The sequence below is a fragment of the Mesorhizobium sp. IMUNJ 23232 genome (assembly GCF_044326205.1).
GTDB lineage: Bacteria > Pseudomonadota > Alphaproteobacteria > Rhizobiales > Rhizobiaceae > Kumtagia.
Map to the genome: position 1 here is coordinate 1 of NZ_JBIRCY010000096.1, position 18131 is coordinate 18131.

General features: G+C 62.2%; 11 protein-coding genes and 1 pseudogene. 8 read left to right on the plus strand and 4 right to left on the minus strand.

Features of this window, described 5'->3' with window-relative positions:
* Positions 1-100: 100 nt before the first annotated feature.
* Positions 101-931, plus strand: coding sequence for an aldo/keto reductase (locus ACH196_RS35725; RefSeq protein WP_396651578.1), 831 nt, complete (start codon positions 101-103; stop codon positions 929-931).
* 88 nt (positions 932-1019) lie between these two features.
* Here ACH196_RS35725 and ACH196_RS35730 read toward each other — a convergent pair whose 3' ends face one another.
* Positions 1020-2162 (minus strand): helix-turn-helix transcriptional regulator, encoded by a 1143-nt coding sequence (locus ACH196_RS35730; RefSeq protein WP_396651579.1) that lies wholly within the window; start codon positions 2160-2162, stop codon positions 1020-1022.
* Between the two features lie 205 nt (positions 2163-2367).
* Here ACH196_RS35730 and ACH196_RS35735 point away from each other — a divergent pair, with 205 nt between their 5' ends.
* Positions 2368-5808 carry a matrixin family metalloprotease gene (locus tag ACH196_RS35735; RefSeq protein ID WP_396651580.1) on the plus strand — a complete coding sequence of 1147 codons (3441 nt, stop codon included), beginning with the start codon at positions 2368-2370 and terminating at the stop codon, positions 5806-5808.
* A 340-nt stretch (positions 5809-6148) separates the two neighbouring features.
* The gene (locus tag ACH196_RS35740; RefSeq protein WP_396651581.1) at positions 6149-6904 is read left to right on the plus strand and encodes a M48 family metallopeptidase; all 756 of its coding nucleotides are present in this window, start codon (positions 6149-6151) and stop codon (positions 6902-6904) included.
* A 29-nt stretch (positions 6905-6933) separates the two neighbouring features.
* Here the strand turns inward: ACH196_RS35740 and ACH196_RS35745 are convergent, their stop codons facing one another.
* Positions 6934-7833, minus strand: a complete 900-nt coding sequence (locus ACH196_RS35745; RefSeq protein WP_396651582.1) for a LysR substrate-binding domain-containing protein — start codon at positions 7831-7833, stop codon at positions 6934-6936.
* 300 nt (positions 7834-8133) lie between these two features.
* Between ACH196_RS35745 and ACH196_RS35750 the strand changes: the two genes are divergently transcribed.
* The 5 genes from ACH196_RS35750 (at position 8134) to ACH196_RS35770 (ending at position 13785) form a co-directional block, all read left to right on the plus strand.
* Positions 8134-8793, plus strand: a complete 660-nt coding sequence (locus ACH196_RS35750) for a phosphoribosylanthranilate isomerase (protein WP_396651583.1) — start codon at positions 8134-8136, stop codon at positions 8791-8793.
* Between the two features lie 153 nt (positions 8794-8946).
* Entirely contained in the window at positions 8947-10167 is a 1221-nt protein-coding gene (gene trpB, locus ACH196_RS35755) for a tryptophan synthase subunit beta (protein ID WP_396651584.1), read from the plus strand.
* Positions 10168-10555: 388 nt separating this feature from the next.
* On the plus strand, positions 10556-11398 hold the full coding sequence (gene trpA, locus ACH196_RS35760; RefSeq protein WP_396651585.1) for a tryptophan synthase subunit alpha: 843 nt from the start codon (positions 10556-10558) through the stop codon (positions 11396-11398).
* A 28-nt stretch (positions 11399-11426) separates the two neighbouring features.
* Complete coding sequence (accD, locus tag ACH196_RS35765; RefSeq protein ID WP_396651586.1) at positions 11427-12353, plus strand: acetyl-CoA carboxylase, carboxyltransferase subunit beta; 927 nt, start codon at positions 11427-11429, stop codon at positions 12351-12353.
* A gap of 88 nt (positions 12354-12441) precedes the next feature.
* The gene (locus ACH196_RS35770; protein WP_396651587.1) at positions 12442-13785 is read left to right on the plus strand and encodes a bifunctional folylpolyglutamate synthase/dihydrofolate synthase; all 1344 of its coding nucleotides are present in this window, start codon (positions 12442-12444) and stop codon (positions 13783-13785) included.
* Positions 13786-13949: 164 nt separating this feature from the next.
* Here the strand turns inward: ACH196_RS35770 and ACH196_RS35775 are convergent, their stop codons facing one another.
* Entirely contained in the window at positions 13950-17459 is a 3510-nt protein-coding gene (locus tag ACH196_RS35775) for a beta strand repeat-containing protein (RefSeq protein ID WP_396651588.1), read from the minus strand.
* A 563-nt stretch (positions 17460-18022) separates the two neighbouring features.
* Positions 18023-18131: pseudogene (locus tag ACH196_RS35780) on the minus strand (IS5/IS1182 family transposase); the annotation flags it as partial.

Here is an 18131-nt window from a genome sequence, read left to right on the forward strand (position 1 = left end):
GCCGCACCCGCGGCGCCGATTTCGTTTTCCACCTCCCTCAACATTTTCCCCAGCTCTTCTATTTCCCACAAAATCCCTTCCCACCTCCGAGGACGAGCCGATGACCAAAGTTCCCGCGATCATGTTCAACGATGGCAACGCGATCCCGCAGATCGGGCTCGGCGTCTGGCAGACGCCGGATGAGGTGGCCGACTCGGCCGTCGCCGCCGCGCTCGATGCCGGATACCGGCACATCGATACGGCGGCGATCTACGGCAACGAGCGCGGCGTGGCGCGCGGCATTGCGCAGTCGGGCGTTGCGCGAAAAGACGTGTTCGTCACCACGAAACTCTGGAATGCCGACCAGGGTTTCGACAGCGCGCTGCGCGCCTTCGACAAAAGCCTGGAACGCCTCGGCACGGATTACATAGACCTCTATCTGATCCATTGGCCGTCGCCGCAACGCAACGCCTATGCCGATAGCTGGAAAGCGCTGGTGAGGCTGAAGGAAGAGGGCCGCGCCCGCTCCATCGGCGTGTCGAATTTCCAGCCTGAACACCTTCAGCGCATCGTCGACGAGACCGGCGTTGCGCCGGCGCTCAACCAGATCGAGCTGCACCCGCGCTTCCAGCAGAAGGACGTGCGCGCCGCCAACGAAAAGCTCGGCGTGGCCACCGAATCCTGGAGCCCGCTCGGCAGCGGTCGTCTGCTCGACGATGCGGCCATCGGCAGGATTGCCGCAAAACACGAGCGCTCGCCGGCGCAGGTCATCATCCGCTGGCATCTGCAGCAGGGCCTGATCGTCATCCCGAAATCGGTGACGCCGACCCGCATCGCCCAGAATTTCGAGGTGTTCGATTTCACGCTGGATGCCGACGACATGGCTGGGTTCGCGGCGCTCGACAGCAAGAACGGCCGGACCGGGCCGAGCCCCATCAACGCCACGTTCTGAGCAGCGGCTCCGGAACGATTGGTAGCGCCGCTCTAACTTGGGCTGGCGTCGTAGATGGGTCTACCTCACACCGACCGTTCCAAAAGGTTCACGGCAAGCCGTCATATGGCTCGACGGCGGCTTCGATCGTAAGCAGCAGTCGCGCCAGTTCAGCCTGCCGGTGCGTGTGCGTCTTCTCGAAAATACGCTGCAAGTGGATGCGCACCGTCGAAAGCGTGATCGACATATTGTCGGCCACGGATTGGAGGCCCACTCCGCGCACCACCTCGCAAGCGACGGTCGACTCCGCCCGCGTGAGTCCGTAGATGTTCCGCAGCATGGAAGCCAGGTCCCGCGGCTGCCGTTCGATATCGACGATCACAGCCATCGCCCCTACGGTTGGAAACTCCTCCGCGCCGGTTTCCGTCGGCACCACATGGACCACAAAAGGTGGCCGTGCCGACGGGCGCGTCACCGTGAGCGTGCCGCTCTCCCTCGGGCCGCCCGCGGTCCTGCCGGCAGCACGGCTGATCAGGCGCTGCAAGGTGGCATTCTCGTCCCGGCGCATCACGCACAGCGAGCCGGCTGCGAGCGCCAGGCCATCGTCGGTGGCGGCGATGCGCTCCATGGCCCGGTTGGCAAACAGGACCGCACCGTTTTCGGCGAACAGCACCAGTCCGTGCGCCATGCGGTTCAGCGATCGCAACGTGCCGCGCTGCTGGGACGCGACCACGCCCAGGCTCGATTGCACGCGCAGCGCCTGCTGCATATGTGGCACAAGCAAGCGCATAAGGCGCGCCTTCTCGTCGTCGTCGGCGGGCTCCAGCCGAGATCGCCAGCCGATGCCAAGCCACGCGATCCTGTCCTCGTCACGAACGAGACTGGCAAAAACGCCGTCGCCAATGTTGTTCGGCACCGCCCAGTCGCAAAAGAACTCGGAGCGGCGCTGCAGCCCAGGCGCCACGATGTCCCCGTAGCGGAAGATGTTTCCGGCAGGCATCTGCTCGATAGCGGAAGCAAACGGGTCCATCTGGCCGTAGTAGGCATTGTAGCTGTCCACCGAAGCGTGGTCCTGTCCGACGCTTGCATGGAGGGCCTGGCTCGACTTCCGTGAATGGATCAGCAACGCGGCGCATTCGCCGTCGAACGCACCAACAAGATTGCTCAGGGCCTGTTGCCAGAGCGATGCGTCGAGCGACGCATCGTAGATACCGCTGACCAATTCCGAAAAAAGCGCAAGCGATGTCGACATGCCAGCCCAAGCCCGGTTCGTCATCCCGTTCGCGTCACTGTATCATCGGCATAGTATGTTCGCATGAGGAAATCGCACCGCGACTGTGCCACAACTGCTCCGGGAATGCCCGGGAAGGAACGGGCAAGCAGTAAGCCCGAACCGACATGACCGGAATCGTCAATCGGCCTAGGGAAGTTTTCACAGCTTCAACACGGTGATTGCCATGACCTCATATGTCGTCAATGACAAGTCCAGGCCGACGAACGAATATTTGAATGCCTTGGTCTGGGACGGCCAGCACTGGCAGAATGTTTTCACCAGCGGCAACGCCAACGTCATCACCTATTTCTTCGACAATGATGTCACGGCCTGGACCAATGCCGAGAAGAACGCCTACCGCGCCGCCCTGCAATCCTGGGCCAATGTCGCCAACCTGACCTTCCAGGAGGTTTTCGACGAATCCCAGGCCAACATGGTCGAGCATTCGGTTCCGAATTCGACCTTCGACCCGGAGCCGAACACGATCGCCCTTGCCGACCACGACACGCCGCAGCTCGCCGTCAGCAACCAGGAGCAGGGACGCTACAACTACGAGGCCTACTCGCTTCAGTCGCACGGCGGCGCGCTCGCCTATGACGAGGCCGGGCTGGTGGTGGGCGGGGAGGGCTATTCCACCTTCGTCCACGAACTCGGCCATGCGCTCGGCCTCGCGCATCCGCACGACACGGGTGGCGGCTCGGGCGTCTTCCCCGGCGTGACCCCCGGCGCGGAGTTCGGCGACCTCGGCGACAACAATCTGAACCAGACCGTCTATACGGTCATGTCCTATAACCAGTTCGAGCAGGTGGCCGGCGATTCCCGCTACGGCTATTATTCCGGCCCGATGGCCTTCGACATCGCGGCGATCCAGTATCTCTACGGCGCCACCGTCCGCAATACCGGCAGCGACACTTACTGGCTGCCCGACACCAATGCCGCCGGCACGTACTGGACCTGCATCTGGGACACCGCCGGAACCGACACCATCGCCTATGGCGGCAGCGCCAATGCCACGATCGACCTGCGCGCGGCGACCCTGGACAATTCCGACATCGGCGGCGGCGCGCTCAACAGCGTCACCGATCCCGTCACCAACACGCGCTATCACGGCGGCTTCACCATTGCCAACGGCGTCCTCATCGAGAACGGCAGCGGCGGATCCGGCAACGACACCATCTCCGGCAACAATGCCCTCAATCAACTGAACGGCAATGGCGGCGACGATACGCTGAATGGGCGAGGCGGTTTCGACTATCTTGCCGGCGGCACGGGAAACGATCTTTACCTGCTCTACGATGTCAGTGGCGCATATGACAACGTCAGCGAAGTGACCGATCCGGCAGGTGGTATTGATACCGTCTGGGTCAAGCGGGTGGCCGGCGGACCCGATCACTACAACTTCCAGGTCGGCGTCGAGAACGGCGCGCTTGTCGATCCCACTTCCAACGGCTTCACCCTGACCGGCAACGATTTGGCCAACCAGATGTTCGACGACATCGGCTCCAACACGCTCAGCGGCCTGGGCGGCAACGATACGCTCGACGGCGGGGCCGGAAATGACACGTTGGATGGCGGCGCCGGTATCGATACGCTGAAGGGCAACGTCGGCAACGATGTCTACAATTTGTTCGACGTGACGAACGGTGCCTACGACACGGTGGTCGAGAATGTCTCCGGCGGCAAGGACACGGTTCTGGTGAGGGACGTGAGCAGTGCTGTCCGGTCCTACACCATGACCGCCAATGTCGAGGTCGGCGCGATCGTCGGCGCCAACGCGTCAGGCTTCAGCCTGCACGGCAACAACTCCGGCAACACACTCTTCGATGACATCGGCGGCAACTGGCTCTACGGCGAAGGCGGCGACGACACGCTGGACGGCGGCAACGGCCAGGATTTCCTGCTCGGTGGCGCCGGCAACGACCGCTACAATCTGAACGACCGGCCAGGCGGCGCCTACGATCTGGTTTCCGAGAACGCGAACGAGGGAAATGACCATGTCATTCTCAACCCGATTCACATCGACGGCTGGTCCGACTCCTATGTGCTTCCCAGCAACGTCGAGACCGCGGAAATTACCGGCAGCCTGAACTTCAACCTCTTCGGCAACATAGGCAACAACACACTTTACGGCAACACGGGAGCGAACAAGCTTTACGGCAATTCAGGCAACGACAAGCTTGCCGGCTATGCCGGTCTCGACACCCTCTCCGGCGGCGCGGGCGACGACAAGTACTATCTTGACGACCTCGCGACCGCGACGTCCACCCCTTACGACGTGGTGGTCGAGAACTCGAACGAGGGCATCGACATCGTCTTTGTCACCGCCCTGCACAACCCGAGTTTCATCGCCGATTTCTATGCTCTCCCCGATAATGTGGAGAACATGACCGTCTCCGGGTCCATCGCCTTCGAATTGGACGGCAATGCGCTTGCCAATGTGATGACAGGCAACGGCGCCGCCAATACTTTGCAAGGTCTGGGCGGCGACGACGCTTTGATCGGAGGCGCGGGGGCCGATGACCTGATCGGCGGCAGCGGCCTCGACACGGCGAGCTATTCCACGGCGCTTGCCAGCGTGCTCGCCTGGCTGGAAAATGCCGGGTCCAATACGGGCGACGCGGCTGGGGACTTTTATGACTCCATCGAGAACCTTGCCGGCACCAACTACGACGATGATCTGCGCGGGAACGCTTTCGCCAATAGGCTGAGCGGCGGTGGCGGCAGCGATACGCTCAAGGGCGGGCTCGGCGCCGACCATCTTGATGGCGGCGACGGCACCGACACGGCTTCCTATGCCAATGCGACAAGCGCGGTGGTCGCCAGCCTCGCCAACCCGTCGATCAACAGCGGCGAGGCCGCCGGCGACACCTATGCCTCGATCGAGAACCTGGTCGGCTCCGCCTATAACGATGCGGTGAACGGCGACAACGCCGTCAACGCCATTCGTGGCCGCAACGGCCTGGATACGATCAAGGGGTATGGCGGCGACGACACGCTCTATGGCGACGACGCCAATGATGTGCTGATCGGCGGGACGGACGCGGACACCCTGGTCGGTGGCGCCGGCAGCGACACCGCCTCCTATGCGGGAGCCACCGCCGGCGTCGTTGCCAGCCTCGCCAACGCAGCGATCAACAGCGGCGAGGCCAAGGGCGACAGTTATTCGTCGATCGAGAAACTGACCGGATCGAGCTTCGACGATTCCCTGTTCGGCGACAACAATGTGAACGTGCTTTCCGGCGGCACTGGCGCTGACGTGTTCAAGAGTTATGACGGCAACGACATCGTTGGCGGCGGCGCGGGCAAGGACGTTTTCGTCTTCAATTCGGCACTGAATTTAGCGACGAATGTCGACACCATCACCGACTACAGCGTGGCCGACGATACGATCCAACTCGACAACGCCGTATTCACGGCCTTCGCATCCACCGGCGCTTTGCTCTCCGGCTACTTCAAGGATATCGCAACCGGAGTGAAGGACACCAACGACCGCGTCATCTACAACTCCGATACCGGCGGTCTCTATTACGATGCCGACGGCTCGGGCAACTCCTTCGGCAACGTCAAGTTCGCGGTGTTGACCGGCGGACCCCACCTGACCGCCGCCGATTTCGTGGTGATCTGAGCGGCGATCCGAAACGCCGGCACTTATCGGCACTGCAACGTTATCGGAAGGCTGACGGAAATCCGCGAAGCGAGGCATGTCGAAGATTATTCGTGGGGTAGCTTCGCCTTAATTTGGCGTGAAAGCTGGCGTCGTATATGGGTCCGTGACCGACCACTCCGCTGAACCTGCCGAACATCTCCATAGCGCCACCGCTTTCCGCCTGAAATTATCAGCCATGCGGCATGGAATCCGGCCCCGCTGGCCGCGATGCGCTCATCGCCAGGTCAACGCGACGCTACCGAACTATCTTAAGCTTCGATTTCAGGCGCAAACCGAAAGAATCACGTATCGTCAGCCGATGCCTTTCGGTTTCCTGAAGCCCAAGCCCCGACCCGTCGCGCCCGCCGAGTTGCGGGTGCATGACGTTGCGGGGCGTCAATTGCCGTTGCGCATCGTCGAGAACGATCGGGCGCGGCGGCTGACGCTGCGCATCGATGCCGGCGGGCAGGGCCTGCGCATCACCGTGCCGCCGGGACTGGCGCGCGGCGAGGTCGAGCGTTTTCTGACTCGCCACCAGGGCTGGCTGGAGCAGAAGCTGGCAAAAGTGCCGGAAAAACCGCAGGTGCGGCCCGGCATCAAGATTCCCGTGCGCGGCGTAACCCACCTCATCGTGCACGAACCGGCCACCCGCGGCACAGTCGAAATCCGCCAAGGTTTTGACGGGCCGGAACTCGCCGTCTTCGGCGACCGCCGCCATCTTTCGCGCCGGCTCGCCGACTTTCTGAAACGAGAGGCCAAGAAAGAAATCGAACCGCTGGTCGAAAAACACACGGCCGTGGTTGGGCGCAAGGCGAAAACAATCCGCTTCAAGGACACGTCGAGCCGCTGGGGCTCATGCACGGCGGACGGCAACCTCTCCTTCTCCTGGCGCATCATGATGGCGCCGAAACCGGTGATCAACTACCTCGTGGCGCATGAGGTGGCGCATCTGAAAGAGATGAACCACGGGCCGAAATTCTGGAAACTGTGCGAAGAGCTTTGCCCGGACACGGAGCGTTGCAAGGCCTGGCTTAAGAAGAACGGCAGCGCGCTGCAGGCGATCGGGTTCGAGTAGCCTGTCTGGTCATCGCCCGATTCAGCGTCTCATGACGAGCCGCCGTTTAGCCAATCCTCCATAAAAAAATCCAGAAATGCCTGGACACGCTGCGAGCGAAAACGGCCTTTCGGCACAAGCGCCCACAGTGAGATCGTGTCAGATCGGTTTATGTCGGCCAGGATTTCCACCAGTTGGCCTTCGGCAACCGCCTTGCCGACGACAAAATCGGCCAGCCGGACAATGCCGTGGCCAGCCACCGCCATGTCGAACAGCATGCCGACATTGTCGCAGGCAAAGTCGCCTTTCGGAAGGAACTGAACCACGCCGTCCTCGGTTGCCAGAGGCCAGGTCGTCGGCGGGGACTGACCCGACAGGGCCAGGCAATTGTGCGGAAGAAGATCGGCCGCCGAAAGCGGCGTCCCATGTTGCGCCAGGTAGGAAGGCGCCGCGCAGACCAGACGGCGGCCCTCCGCCAGTTTTCGCACGACAAGGTCGGACCCGGCGGAAGGACTGCCGCGAATGACGATGTCGACTTGCTCGGCAACAGGGTCGACCAGCCTGTCCGTTAGCGACATATCGACGGAAACCTCCGGAAACCGCACCAGGAATGCCGGTATCGCATGCAGCAGGGTCTGGCGGGCGAAACCGGTGCTGGAATTGAGGCGCAGCAGGCCCTTCGGCTTGCCTCGAAACGAAGATATGTCGGCTTCGGCTCGTTCGATGAGGTCGAGCACTTCGCGAGCCCTTTCCAGATAGAGCGCGCCTTCGGCGGTCAGCGCCAGCCGGCGCGTCGTGCGCGTCAGCAGGCGGACGCCGAGCCGGTCCTCCAGCCGCGACACCAGCTTCGACAGGGCCGACGGCGTCAGCCGCAAATCCTCCGCAGCGCGCGCGAAACTGCCGAGATCGACGACGCGGACGAATGCGGACATCTCGTCAGAAGCAGCCATTCGTGAAATCCAGTCATGAGTCTGTAGCTACCTTAGCTGATTATGCGCCTCGATGGAAATGATAGCTTTCGCTCTGGAAATCCGCTGGAGCGAAGACGATGGAACGCCCTGAATTCGACAGGCAGTTGTTTGGCGACACGGCGCCGCCGACCGAGATCGACTACGGTTTTTATCGGCATCGCGCGACGATGGAGCGCCGCGCCACGATTGCCGCATTTCCTAGGCGGGTATCAGCCACGGTCCGGCGTGTTTGGTCGGCTTTGTCTCGACTCCGCCCGAAATTCATGCGAATGCGCGACAATGCCGCTCGACATAAAGATCTGTGGCCTGAAAACGCCAGAGACAATCGCCGCCGCGCTTGACGGCGGGGCGAGCTATATCGGCTTCATCTTCTTCGCCAAGAGCCCGCGTTATGTCGAGCCTGAACTGGCCGGGCGCCTGCGCGAAGCGGCACGCGGACGTGCAAAGGCTGTGGCGGTGGTGGTCGACGCCGACGATGCCTTCCTCGATCGTATCGTATCCGAAATGAAGCCTGATCTGCTTCAGCTTCACGGCAAGGAGACGCCGGAACGGGTTGCCGCCGTAAAGGTGCGCTACGGCCTGCCGGTGATGAAGGCGCTTTCGGTGAGCGAGGCGGCTGATCTCGACCGGATTGCACCCTACCTCGGCATCGCCGACCGTTTTCTGTTCGACGCAAAACCACCGAAAGGTTCCGAATTGCCCGGCGGCAATGGGGTCTCCTTTGACTGGCAGTTGCTGCAAAAGCTCGACTCGAAGCTCGACTATCTGCTTTCCGGCGGCCTGAACGCCCAGAACATCGGCGAGGCCTTGCAGCTTGCAAACCCGCCTGGCATCGACATCTCGTCAGGCGTCGAAAGCGCGCCGGGTGTGAAGGACGTCAGCTTGATCGGCGGCTTCTTCCGAGCCGTCAAGGCGGCGCGCGCCGGCCGCGCGGCATGAGAGGTCGCAGGCGGCGGTTTACTTTTCGCCGCGGAAAGGCTTAAGCGAGATAGCGGGGACAGTTTACTTATTTCCGCGGAAAGGCGCGGGCGGCCGAGAGTTCGCGCGTGCGGAAATAAGTAAACTGTCCCCTGTAGCGATCCAGGAACCACTATGAACAAGCCGATCGAACCGAATTCCTTCAAGACCGGGCCCGACGACCAGGGCATGTTCGGCATGTTCGGCGGGCGTTTCGTCGCCGAAACACTGATGCCGCTGATCCTCGACCTGCAGCAGCACTGGGATGAGGCCAAGCATGATCCGGCCTTCAAGGCCGAGCTTTCGGCGCTCTCCACCTTCTATGCCGGGCGGCCGTCAAAACTCTATTTCGCTGAAGGCCTGACAAAACACCTCGGCGGTGCCAAGATTTATCTGAAACGCGAGGATCTGAATCACACCGGCTCGCACAAGATCAACAACTGCCTCGGCCAGATTCTTCTCGCCAGGCGCATGGGCAAGACGCGGCTCATCGCCGAGACCGGTGCGGGCCAGCACGGCGTGGCCTCGGCGACGGTCGCCGCGCGCTTCGGCTATCCCTGCGTGGTCTATATGGGCTCCACCGACGTCGCCCGGCAGAGCCCGAACGTGTTTCGCATGAAATTGCTTGGCGCGGAGGTCAGGCCGGTCGAATCCGGCCACGGCACCCTGAAGGACGCCATGAACGAGGCGCTGCGCGACTGGGTCACTAATGTACACGACACCTATTACCTGATAGGCACGGCGGCCGGCCCGCATCCCTATCCGGAGATGGTGCGCGACTTCCAGTCGGTGATCGGCACGGAGGCACGCCAGCAGATTCTGGAGCAGGAAGGCCGGCTGCCCGACCTGATCGTCGCGGCGGTAGGCGGCGGCTCCAACGCAATTGGCATCTTCCACCCTTTCCTCGACGACCGCGACGTAAAAATCGTCGGCATCGAGGCGGGCGGGCGCGGCCTGCAAGGAGTCGAGCATTGCGCCTCGATGAACGCCGGCAGACCGGGCGTGCTGCACGGCAACCGCACCTATCTGCTGCAGAACGAGGACGGGCAGATCCTTGACGGCCATTCGATCTCGGCCGGCCTCGACTATCCCGGCGTCGGCCCCGAACATAGCTGGCTGCGCGACAGCGGCCGCGTCGACTACGTGCCTATCCTCGACGACGAAGCGCTCGACGCCTTCCAGGTGACGACCCGCGTCGAAGGCATCATCCCGGCGCTGGAATCCGCCCACGCCATCGCCCATGTCATCAAGGTGGCGCCGACGATGGGCAAGGACCAGATCATCATCGCCAATCTTTCCGGCCGCGGCGACAAGGACGTGCATACGGTCGCCAAGATGATGGGCATGGAGATTTGACAATGAGGGTTCTCCAAACGATCGGTCTCAGACACGGGCGCAACACTCCATTCTACTATCGAAGGACTGAAGAAGGCACATACATCGAGCCATTAAGAGGAGACGACAACCCTGCCTTTAAAGTAAAGCAGCCTACATGGAATTTGATCTGGGACGCGATTTTCGCTGCACCAAATCAAATTTTCTCTGTCGCGGAAGGCGACGCCGGCGCGGCCGTTCCACAAAACCTTTATGCGATCGTGGGACGGTGCTTGCGCGACGGAGGAGATCGCAGTGACGATAGTGCCGTTGCATATGTGAACGCAATTTTGGTTCACGAAGGAACGTTGCAAACGTTCCACGGAAGGGCTGGCGACACATATCACCGAATCAATTTCAGGCGCTCAACATGACCAACACCCGCATCGATCGCCGTTTCGAAAAACTCCGCGCCGAAGGCAGGCCAGCGCTCGTCACCTATTTCATGGGCGGCGATCCGGATTATGAGACCTCGCTCAGCATCATGAAGGCGCTGTCCAAAGCCGGCGCAGATGTGATCGAGCTCGGCATGCCATTCTCTGATCCGATGGCCGACGGGCCGGCGATCCAGGCGGCCGGATTGCGCGCGCTGAAGGGCGGACAGACGCTGGTCAAGACGCTGGCGATGGCCGAAGACTTCCGCAAGACTGATAACGACACGCCGATCGTGCTGATGGGCTACTATAATCCGATCTACATCTACGGCGTGAAAAAATTCCTTTCGGATGCGAAACGATCCGGCATAGACGGACTGATCGTCGTCGACCTGCCGCCGGAAATGGATGCCGAACTCTGTGTCCCTGCGCTGAAGGCGGGCATCAACTTCATCCGGCTGGCCACCCCGACCACCGACGACAGGCGCCTGCCCAAGGTGCTCGAAAACACATCGGGCTTCGTCTATTATGTGTCGATGACGGGCATCACCGGATCGGCGCTGGCCGACACCGCCAAGGTGGCCGATGCGGTCAGGCGCATCAAGGACCATACTGACCTGCCGGTCTGCGTCGGGTTCGGCGTGAAGACTGCCGAGCAGGCACGAATTATCGGCGGATCGGCCGACGGCGTCGTGGTTGGTACGGCGATCGTCAATGCCGTCGCCAACGTGTTGGGCCCGAAGGGCGAAAAGACGGCCGACCCGGCGGAAGCCGTCGCGACGCTGGTCGGCGGACTGGCGCAAGGCGTGCGCGCTGCGCGGCTCGCTGTCCCGGCCTGAAAATCCCCCGTTCAAAGGAACCAAACCCATGAACTGGATAACCAATTACGTCCGCCCGCGCATCAACTCCATGCTCGGGCGCCGCGACATGCCGGAAAACCTCTGGATCAAGGATCCGGAGAGCGGCGAGATGGTCTTTCACAAGGACCTGGAAGGCAACCAGTGGGTGATCCCGTCGTCGGGATATCATATGAAGATCGCTGCGCGCGACCGGCTGAAGTTCTTCTTCGACGACGGAAAATTCGAACTGATCGATAATCCGAAGGTTGTCGCCGATCCGCTGAAATTCCGCGACGAGAAGCGATACGTCGATCGGTTGAAGGAAGCCAGGACCAAGACCAGCCTGGAAGACGCGGTGCTGAACGCGCTGGGCACAATCGAAGGCCTGCCGATCGTCGCCACGGTACAGGATTTCGCTTTTATGGGTGGCTCGCTCGGCATGGCGGCCGGCGAGGCGATCATCCGCGCCTTCGACACTGCGCGCGAGAAGCGGCGGCCGCTGGTGCTGTTCGCGGCGTCGGGCGGGGCGCGCATGCAGGAAGGAATTCTCTCCCTGATGCAGCTTCCGCGCACGACGGTGGCGGTCGACCGGTTCAAGGAATCCGGCCTCCCCTACATCGTCGTGCTGACCAATCCGACAACCGGCGGCGTTACCGCCTCCTATGCGATGCTGGGCGACGTTCATATCGCCGAGCCCGGCGCGCTGATCGGCTTTGCCGGGCCGCGCGTCATCGAGCAGACGATCCGCGAAAAACTGCCGGAAGGGTTCCAGCGCGCCGAATATCTGATGGATCACGGCATGGTCGACATGGTCGTGTCCCGCCTGCAGATGAAGGCGACGGTGGCCAGGCTTTTGAAAATATGGATGAAAGTGCCGGGCGAAGCGAACGGTGCCGCGAAGGCCGATTTTCATCCACCGGCGCCGAACGGCGGGGAACAACGCGCCGGAGCCTGAACGGTCGCTGGCGCGAACGGACAAGCGCGCCGGCCACTTGCGACCGACCATCGGCCCGTCCGGATCTTTTCAGAAAGCATCGGTCTCGATGACCAAGCACAGCACCAGCAGCCTCGCCGAGCGCGAGATCGATCGCCTGATGACGCTGCATCCGAAAGGTTTCGACCTTTCGCTGGACCGCATCACCCGCTTGCTCGGCCGCCTCGGTGATCCGCATCTCAAGCTGCCGCCGGTGATCCATATCGCCGGAACCAACGGCAAAGGCTCGGCCGCCGCCTTTTCGCGTGCCCTGCTGGAGGCGGAAGGGTTTTCGGTGCATGTCCATACTTCGCCACATCTGGTGAACTGGCATGAGCGCTACAGGCTTGCCGCGCCGGGCGGCGGAAAACCGGTCGAGGACAGGGTGCTGGCCGACGCGGTGGCACGGGTGGCGGAAGCCAATCGCGGCGAAAAGATCACGGTTTTCGAGATCCTGACGGCCGTGACCTTCCTCCTTTTTTCGGAGCATCCGGCCGATGTAGCGATCATCGAGGTTGGACTCGGCGGACGGTTCGACGCGACGAATGTCATTTTGAATCCGGCGGTTACCCTGATCATGCCGGTGTCGCTCGACCACGAGGCATATCTCGGCGACCGTGTCGAACTGATCGCGGCGGAGAAGGCCGGCATCATCAAGCAGGGCTGTCCGGTGGTGGTCGGCGCACAGGATTCCGAAACCGCGCTGGAGGTTATCACCCAGACGGCGCAGCGGCTAGACAGCCCGGTGACCGCCTACGGCCAGGATTTCATGGCCTATGAAGAAAACGGGCGGATGATCTACCAGGATGAGGACGGGTTGATGGACCTGCCGCCGCCGCGCCTGCCCGGCCGGCATCAATATGCGAATGCCGCGGCGGCGATCGCCGCGGTGAAGGCGGCAGGCTTCGACATCGGCCACCGCGCTGCAGAAAAGGCGATGACGTCAGTAGCTTGGCCGGGGCGCATGCAGAGGCTGGCGCAAGGTAGGCTGGTCGGCATGGCGCCCGAAGGCGCGGAAATCTGGCTCGACGGCGGCCACAATCCGGGTGCCGGCCTGGTCGTCGCCGAGGCTTTGACGGAACAGGAGGAACGTTTTTCACGACCGCTTTTCCTGATCTGCGGCATGATCAACACCAAGGATCAGGGCGGATATTTCCGTGCTTTCAAGGGGATAGCCAGGCACGTTTTCACAGTTCCGGTAAGTTCGAGCGACGCAGGCGTGCCGAATTCCGAGCTGGCGGCGCGGGCGATTGAGGCGGGGCTCTCGGCCGAACCGGTTAACTCAGTGGCCAATGCCTTGATGTTGTTGCGCGATACGTGGGATTCACGTGAAACGCCGCCACGCATCCTGATTGGCGGATCGCTCTATCTGGCCGGTGCGGTGCTGGCGGAGAACGGCACGCCGCCCACTTGAAGGCCCGGCCGGATATGATCGGCCGCGTGGCAAGACAGCATGCCGTAGCGAGTTGCGCCACCAATCGACATGACCAGCAAGCGACACGAAAAAGAAAAGCGCCGGGAGCGGTGATGCTCCCGGCGCCTTACGTCTTGGTCCGGCAGCAGGGCCGGAGGACTTCGTCAGATGATGAGGAAGTCTGCGTTGGTGATGCCGAGGCCGGCGTCGACGATGGCGAACAGCGTCGATCCACCGGCGGCATTGCCATTGGTGTCGTAGAAGATGTTGCCGGTGTCGGTCTCGTAGATGATGCGGTCGTTGGCGTCAGCCGCCGTACCGCTGGCATTGGCGACGAACTGCGCCGCGGTCAGCGTGCCCGTGCCGACGATTGCATTGAAGATTGTGTTCTCAAGGCGGATGGTGTCATCGACGAAGATGAAATCGGTGATGGTATCGACGTTGGTGGCGCCAACCGCCGTATCGAACAGGAACTGGTCCTTGCCCGCGTTGCCGGTCAGCGTGTCGTTCCCGCCCCTTCCGTTGAGCGTATCCGAGCCGGCGCCGCCAATGATGACGTTGATGACGTTGTTGCCGGTCAGCGTGTCGCCAAAGGCGGAACCGGTGACATTCTCGGTCGACGAATAGGTGTCGCCCAGCGCGTCGCCGGTGTTGGTCGCCGGGGCGGCGAGGCTTGCCACCACGCCCGCAGCGGCGCTGTTGTAGGTGACGGTATCGGTGCCAGCGCCGCCGGAGAAATCATCCGCACCGGCGCCGCCATCGAAAGTATCGTCGCCATCCTGGCCGAACAAATTGTCGTCGCCGCCAAGGCCGATAAGAGTGTCCTTGCCGTCGCCGCCAATTAGGCTGTTGAGGCTGTTGGTGCCCGTCAGCTTGTCGTCGAAGTCCGAACCGGTCAGATTCTCGACCGAAGTGAAGGTATCGCCGGCCGCGTCTCCGGTGTTGGTCGCCGGGCTGAGCAGCGCGGCGGTCACGCCGGCAGTGGCATCCTCATAGGTTGCCCGGTCGAATCCGAGGCCGCCCGACAGATTGTCGGCGCCGGTGCCGCCGTTCAGCACGTCGTTGCCGTCCTGGCCGAACAGGCTGTCGTCGCCGCCGAAGCCGACGATCGTATCGTCGCCCTCGCCGCCGATCAGGCTGTTGACACTGTTGGTGCCCTTCAGCGTGTCGTCGAATTTCGAGCCAGTCAGATTCTCGATCGAGGTGAAGATATCGCCCAGCGCCTCGCCGGTATTCTGCGCCGGGCTGAGCAGAGCCGCCACGATGCCAGCCGCGGCGTTGGCGTAGGTCGCGCGGTCGTTGCCGGCGCCACCGGACATATTGTCGGCGCCGACACCGCCCTCCAGGACGTCATTGCCGTCCTGACCGAACATGCTGTCGTCACCGTTGAGACCGGCGACGATATCGTCGCCGGCTCCGGCGATGATGCTGTTGCCGCCATTGTTGCCGGTCAGGTCGTCGTTGAAGCCTGAGCCCGTCAAGTTCTCGATCGACGCGTAGGTATCGCCCGTGGCCTCGCCGGTGTTCTTCGCGGCGTCAAACAGATTGGCGGTCACAGGTCCACCGTTGGCATAAGAAGCCCGGTCCAATCCAAGCCCACCCGACAGAAGATCGTCGGCCTGTCCGCCGTCCAGGACATCGTTGCCGTCCTGGCCGAAAAGTTCGTCGCGGAAAATGGTTCCGCGCATGGTCTCGTCGTCGGCATCGCCGAGGATGATGATGCGGTCATTCTCGGTGCCGGCCGGGTCGAAGTCGACGATCTGGAACAACGACAGGTCGACGCTGGTCGCGCCGAGCATTTCGACGCGGAACTTGTCGACCGTGTTGTTGGCGTTGAAGTCGACAACCAGATTGCTGGCGAGGCCCGCTCCGATCTGCGCCGCGGCGACGGTTACGGAACGAGGGGCGATGAAGCTGGCGTCGAACTCGATCTCCTCGATGCTGATAAACGTCGCGTCGACGAAGGTCTCGTCCGACTGGGCCAGCACCCTGTCGTCATCGGCGCCGCCGTCGATGATCTCGCCCGAAACGGCCTCGCCGGTGTTATAGACGAAGGTGTCCAAGCCCGCCCCGCCCTGGAGGTTGTCGGCGCCGCCGCCGCCGTCGAGCCTGTCATTGTCGGCGTCGCCGCCGATGGTGTCGCCGGCAGCCGAGCCGGTGATGGTGTCGTCGCCATTGCCGCCGGAAATGGTGTCGGAAACACCCGAATCATCGGGAAGAGCCTGCGTCATGGCAAAGATGGTGTCGTTGCCGTCCTCGCCGAAGATCGTGTCGCCGTTGAAGCCGCCTTCGATTGTGTCGTCGCCACCGCGGCCGTGGATGGTGTCGTCACCGTCCTCGCCTCTCAGTATATCCGCCGTGTCCCGGCCGAAGATGGTGTCGTTGCCGCCGCCGGCATTCACCGTGCCGCCATCGGCGAAAGCGGTGATGACCTCACCGGTACCGTCGCCGGTGACGGTGATCTCGCGCGGATCCCAGACGGCGAAGCGCACATCGTTGTCGAAGTTGATACCACCGGTGAAGATGGAGGTTCCCCAACTCACCAGCAGCCGGCCGTCATCGGACAGCGAGATGCTCGGCGTGCCGTTGTTGACGAAGAGGTCGGTGGCGACGACCTGCTCGGAGCCGACCAGCGCGCCGTTGGCGTCAAACCGCTTCATCGCGATGTTGCCCGCCTCGTTGTTGTCCCAGACGACCACGAACCCGCCGTCGCTGAGACCGACCACATCAGGCGTCACGTCGTTGTCCGTACCGCTGTCGTCGTCGACGTTCACCTGGCCACCCTGCGCAACGCCGGCTGCATCGTAGCGCTGGAACAGGATGTCGGTGTCGTTGGCGTCGGTGTTCTGCCAGACGACGACAAAACCGCCGCCGGAGAGCGCGGCGACAGTCGGCGCGACGTCCGATTCGCCGTCGCCCAGCGTGCCGGACACTTCAGTGAAGCCAAGCACGTTGCCGCCTGTCGAATTGACGATGCGCATGTTGAAGCCGTTGTCGCCTGAGATCTGGCGAGCGATGATCACGTAGTTGCCGGGAGATCCGGGGGTCACGGTGTTGACGAGCGTCGTGACGTCGACCTGCTGTCCGTTGGCGCCGACGTCGCTGGAGAGCCCGGCGGCAAGCAGCAGGAAGGGCAAGCCGGCGACGCCGGCCGAATCGACGATGGTCGCGTGGGTTTCGGTGGAGGCGCCGACATTGCGCTGCTGATAGGCGACGAGGAAGCTGCCGTCCGTGTTGACGGTGACGGAGGGCGCGCCAAGATCCTGCGCGCCAGGGTCGGACGCGATCGTGCCGGTGGTGACGTTGACGCCGTTGGCGTCGAGGATGTTGTAGCGGATCGCCGTGCCGTTGACGTCCGTGTCCTCATAGGCGATCACGAAACCGCCGCCAGGCAGCCCCGCTGCGGTGAAGTCGCCTTCGTCGTCGGCGAAGAAACCTTGATTGGCGCGGAATTCGCTGCCGATCGGATTGCCTTCGGCGTCGTAGAGCTGGCCGATAATGTCAGTGCCGCCCGAGCTGCCTGCACCGTCATCCGTGTTGGATTCCCACAGCGCAACGAAATTGCCGTTGGCAAGCCCGACCATCTTGATGCCGGTCTGGTCGTCGCCAGTGGTGCCGCTGTCGGTGGTGTTGGCCTGCTGGTCGGCACGCCAGAGAATAGGTGTCGTGGTCATATGTCACTCCCGTTTGATGACAGATTTTCAGGTTGAAGTTTCGCCGTGGCGCTCCGTCCGGGCTCAAGGAGGATGAGCCCGTCCATGCAGGCATATCCTGCCCAGCGGGTTGGTTTCGGAAGGTCCGGCAAAGGTGAATCGTGCGGCGCCAATCCAATTGTCCATGCAATTGTCGCGATGACGGCGACCGTCACGAGACTAGACAAAACAAGTCCCCCGACGCGATCTCACGACGCGCCAAGAAACTGGATATCAAGAAGGCCCCGATCCAGCTGCGCGAAGATCACATGAACTCGTGATCCCCCCCGCGCCCTGGAGGTAAAGAACTTTGGAAAATGAATAGGCTTTTTCTTTTTACGCTACGTCATTTCTGTGGTCTTCCGCAACTACAATTTTAAATAACCTTCCAAAAAGCGGATTCTTGGCAGGTCGGCTAAACATCGCGTCCAGATGGAATAACCTTTCCAAGGTTGTGGAAAGTGCTGCAGCAACCTGTACTTGCTGCAGATAATTCAACCTAACTATCGACAGATGTTCGCTTTTTAAGAGTCAGTCCGGTAACTTTATGATGGATTACAAAGTCTTCTGATCATGAGGCGGATGGAGGCGAGCTTTAGGAAAGCGAGTGCCCTGGCGTTGAGGCATTCCCAGTCCTTGGCCAGGCGCCGACAG

Coding starts and splice junctions, on each gene's coding strand:
- ACH196_RS35725 (WP_396651578.1), top strand. CDS start 101: ATGACCAAAGTTCCCGCGATCATGTTCAACGATGGCAACGCGATCCCG.
- ACH196_RS35730 (WP_396651579.1), bottom strand. CDS start 2,162: ATGTCGACATCGCTTGCGCTTTTTTCGGAATTGGTCAGCGGTATCTAC.
- ACH196_RS35735 (WP_396651580.1), top strand. CDS start 2,368: ATGACCTCATATGTCGTCAATGACAAGTCCAGGCCGACGAACGAATAT.
- ACH196_RS35740 (WP_396651581.1), top strand. CDS start 6,149: ATGCCTTTCGGTTTCCTGAAGCCCAAGCCCCGACCCGTCGCGCCCGCC.
- ACH196_RS35745 (WP_396651582.1), bottom strand. CDS start 7,833: ATGGCTGCTTCTGACGAGATGTCCGCATTCGTCCGCGTCGTCGATCTC.
- ACH196_RS35750 (WP_396651583.1), top strand. CDS start 8,134: ATGCCGCTCGACATAAAGATCTGTGGCCTGAAAACGCCAGAGACAATC.
- trpB (WP_396651584.1), top strand. CDS start 8,947: ATGAACAAGCCGATCGAACCGAATTCCTTCAAGACCGGGCCCGACGAC.
- trpA (WP_396651585.1), top strand. CDS start 10,556: ATGACCAACACCCGCATCGATCGCCGTTTCGAAAAACTCCGCGCCGAA.
- accD (WP_396651586.1), top strand. CDS start 11,427: ATGAACTGGATAACCAATTACGTCCGCCCGCGCATCAACTCCATGCTC.
- ACH196_RS35770 (WP_396651587.1), top strand. CDS start 12,442: ATGACCAAGCACAGCACCAGCAGCCTCGCCGAGCGCGAGATCGATCGC.
- ACH196_RS35775 (WP_396651588.1), bottom strand. CDS start 17,459: ATGACCACGACACCTATTCTCTGGCGTGCCGACCAGCAGGCCAACACC.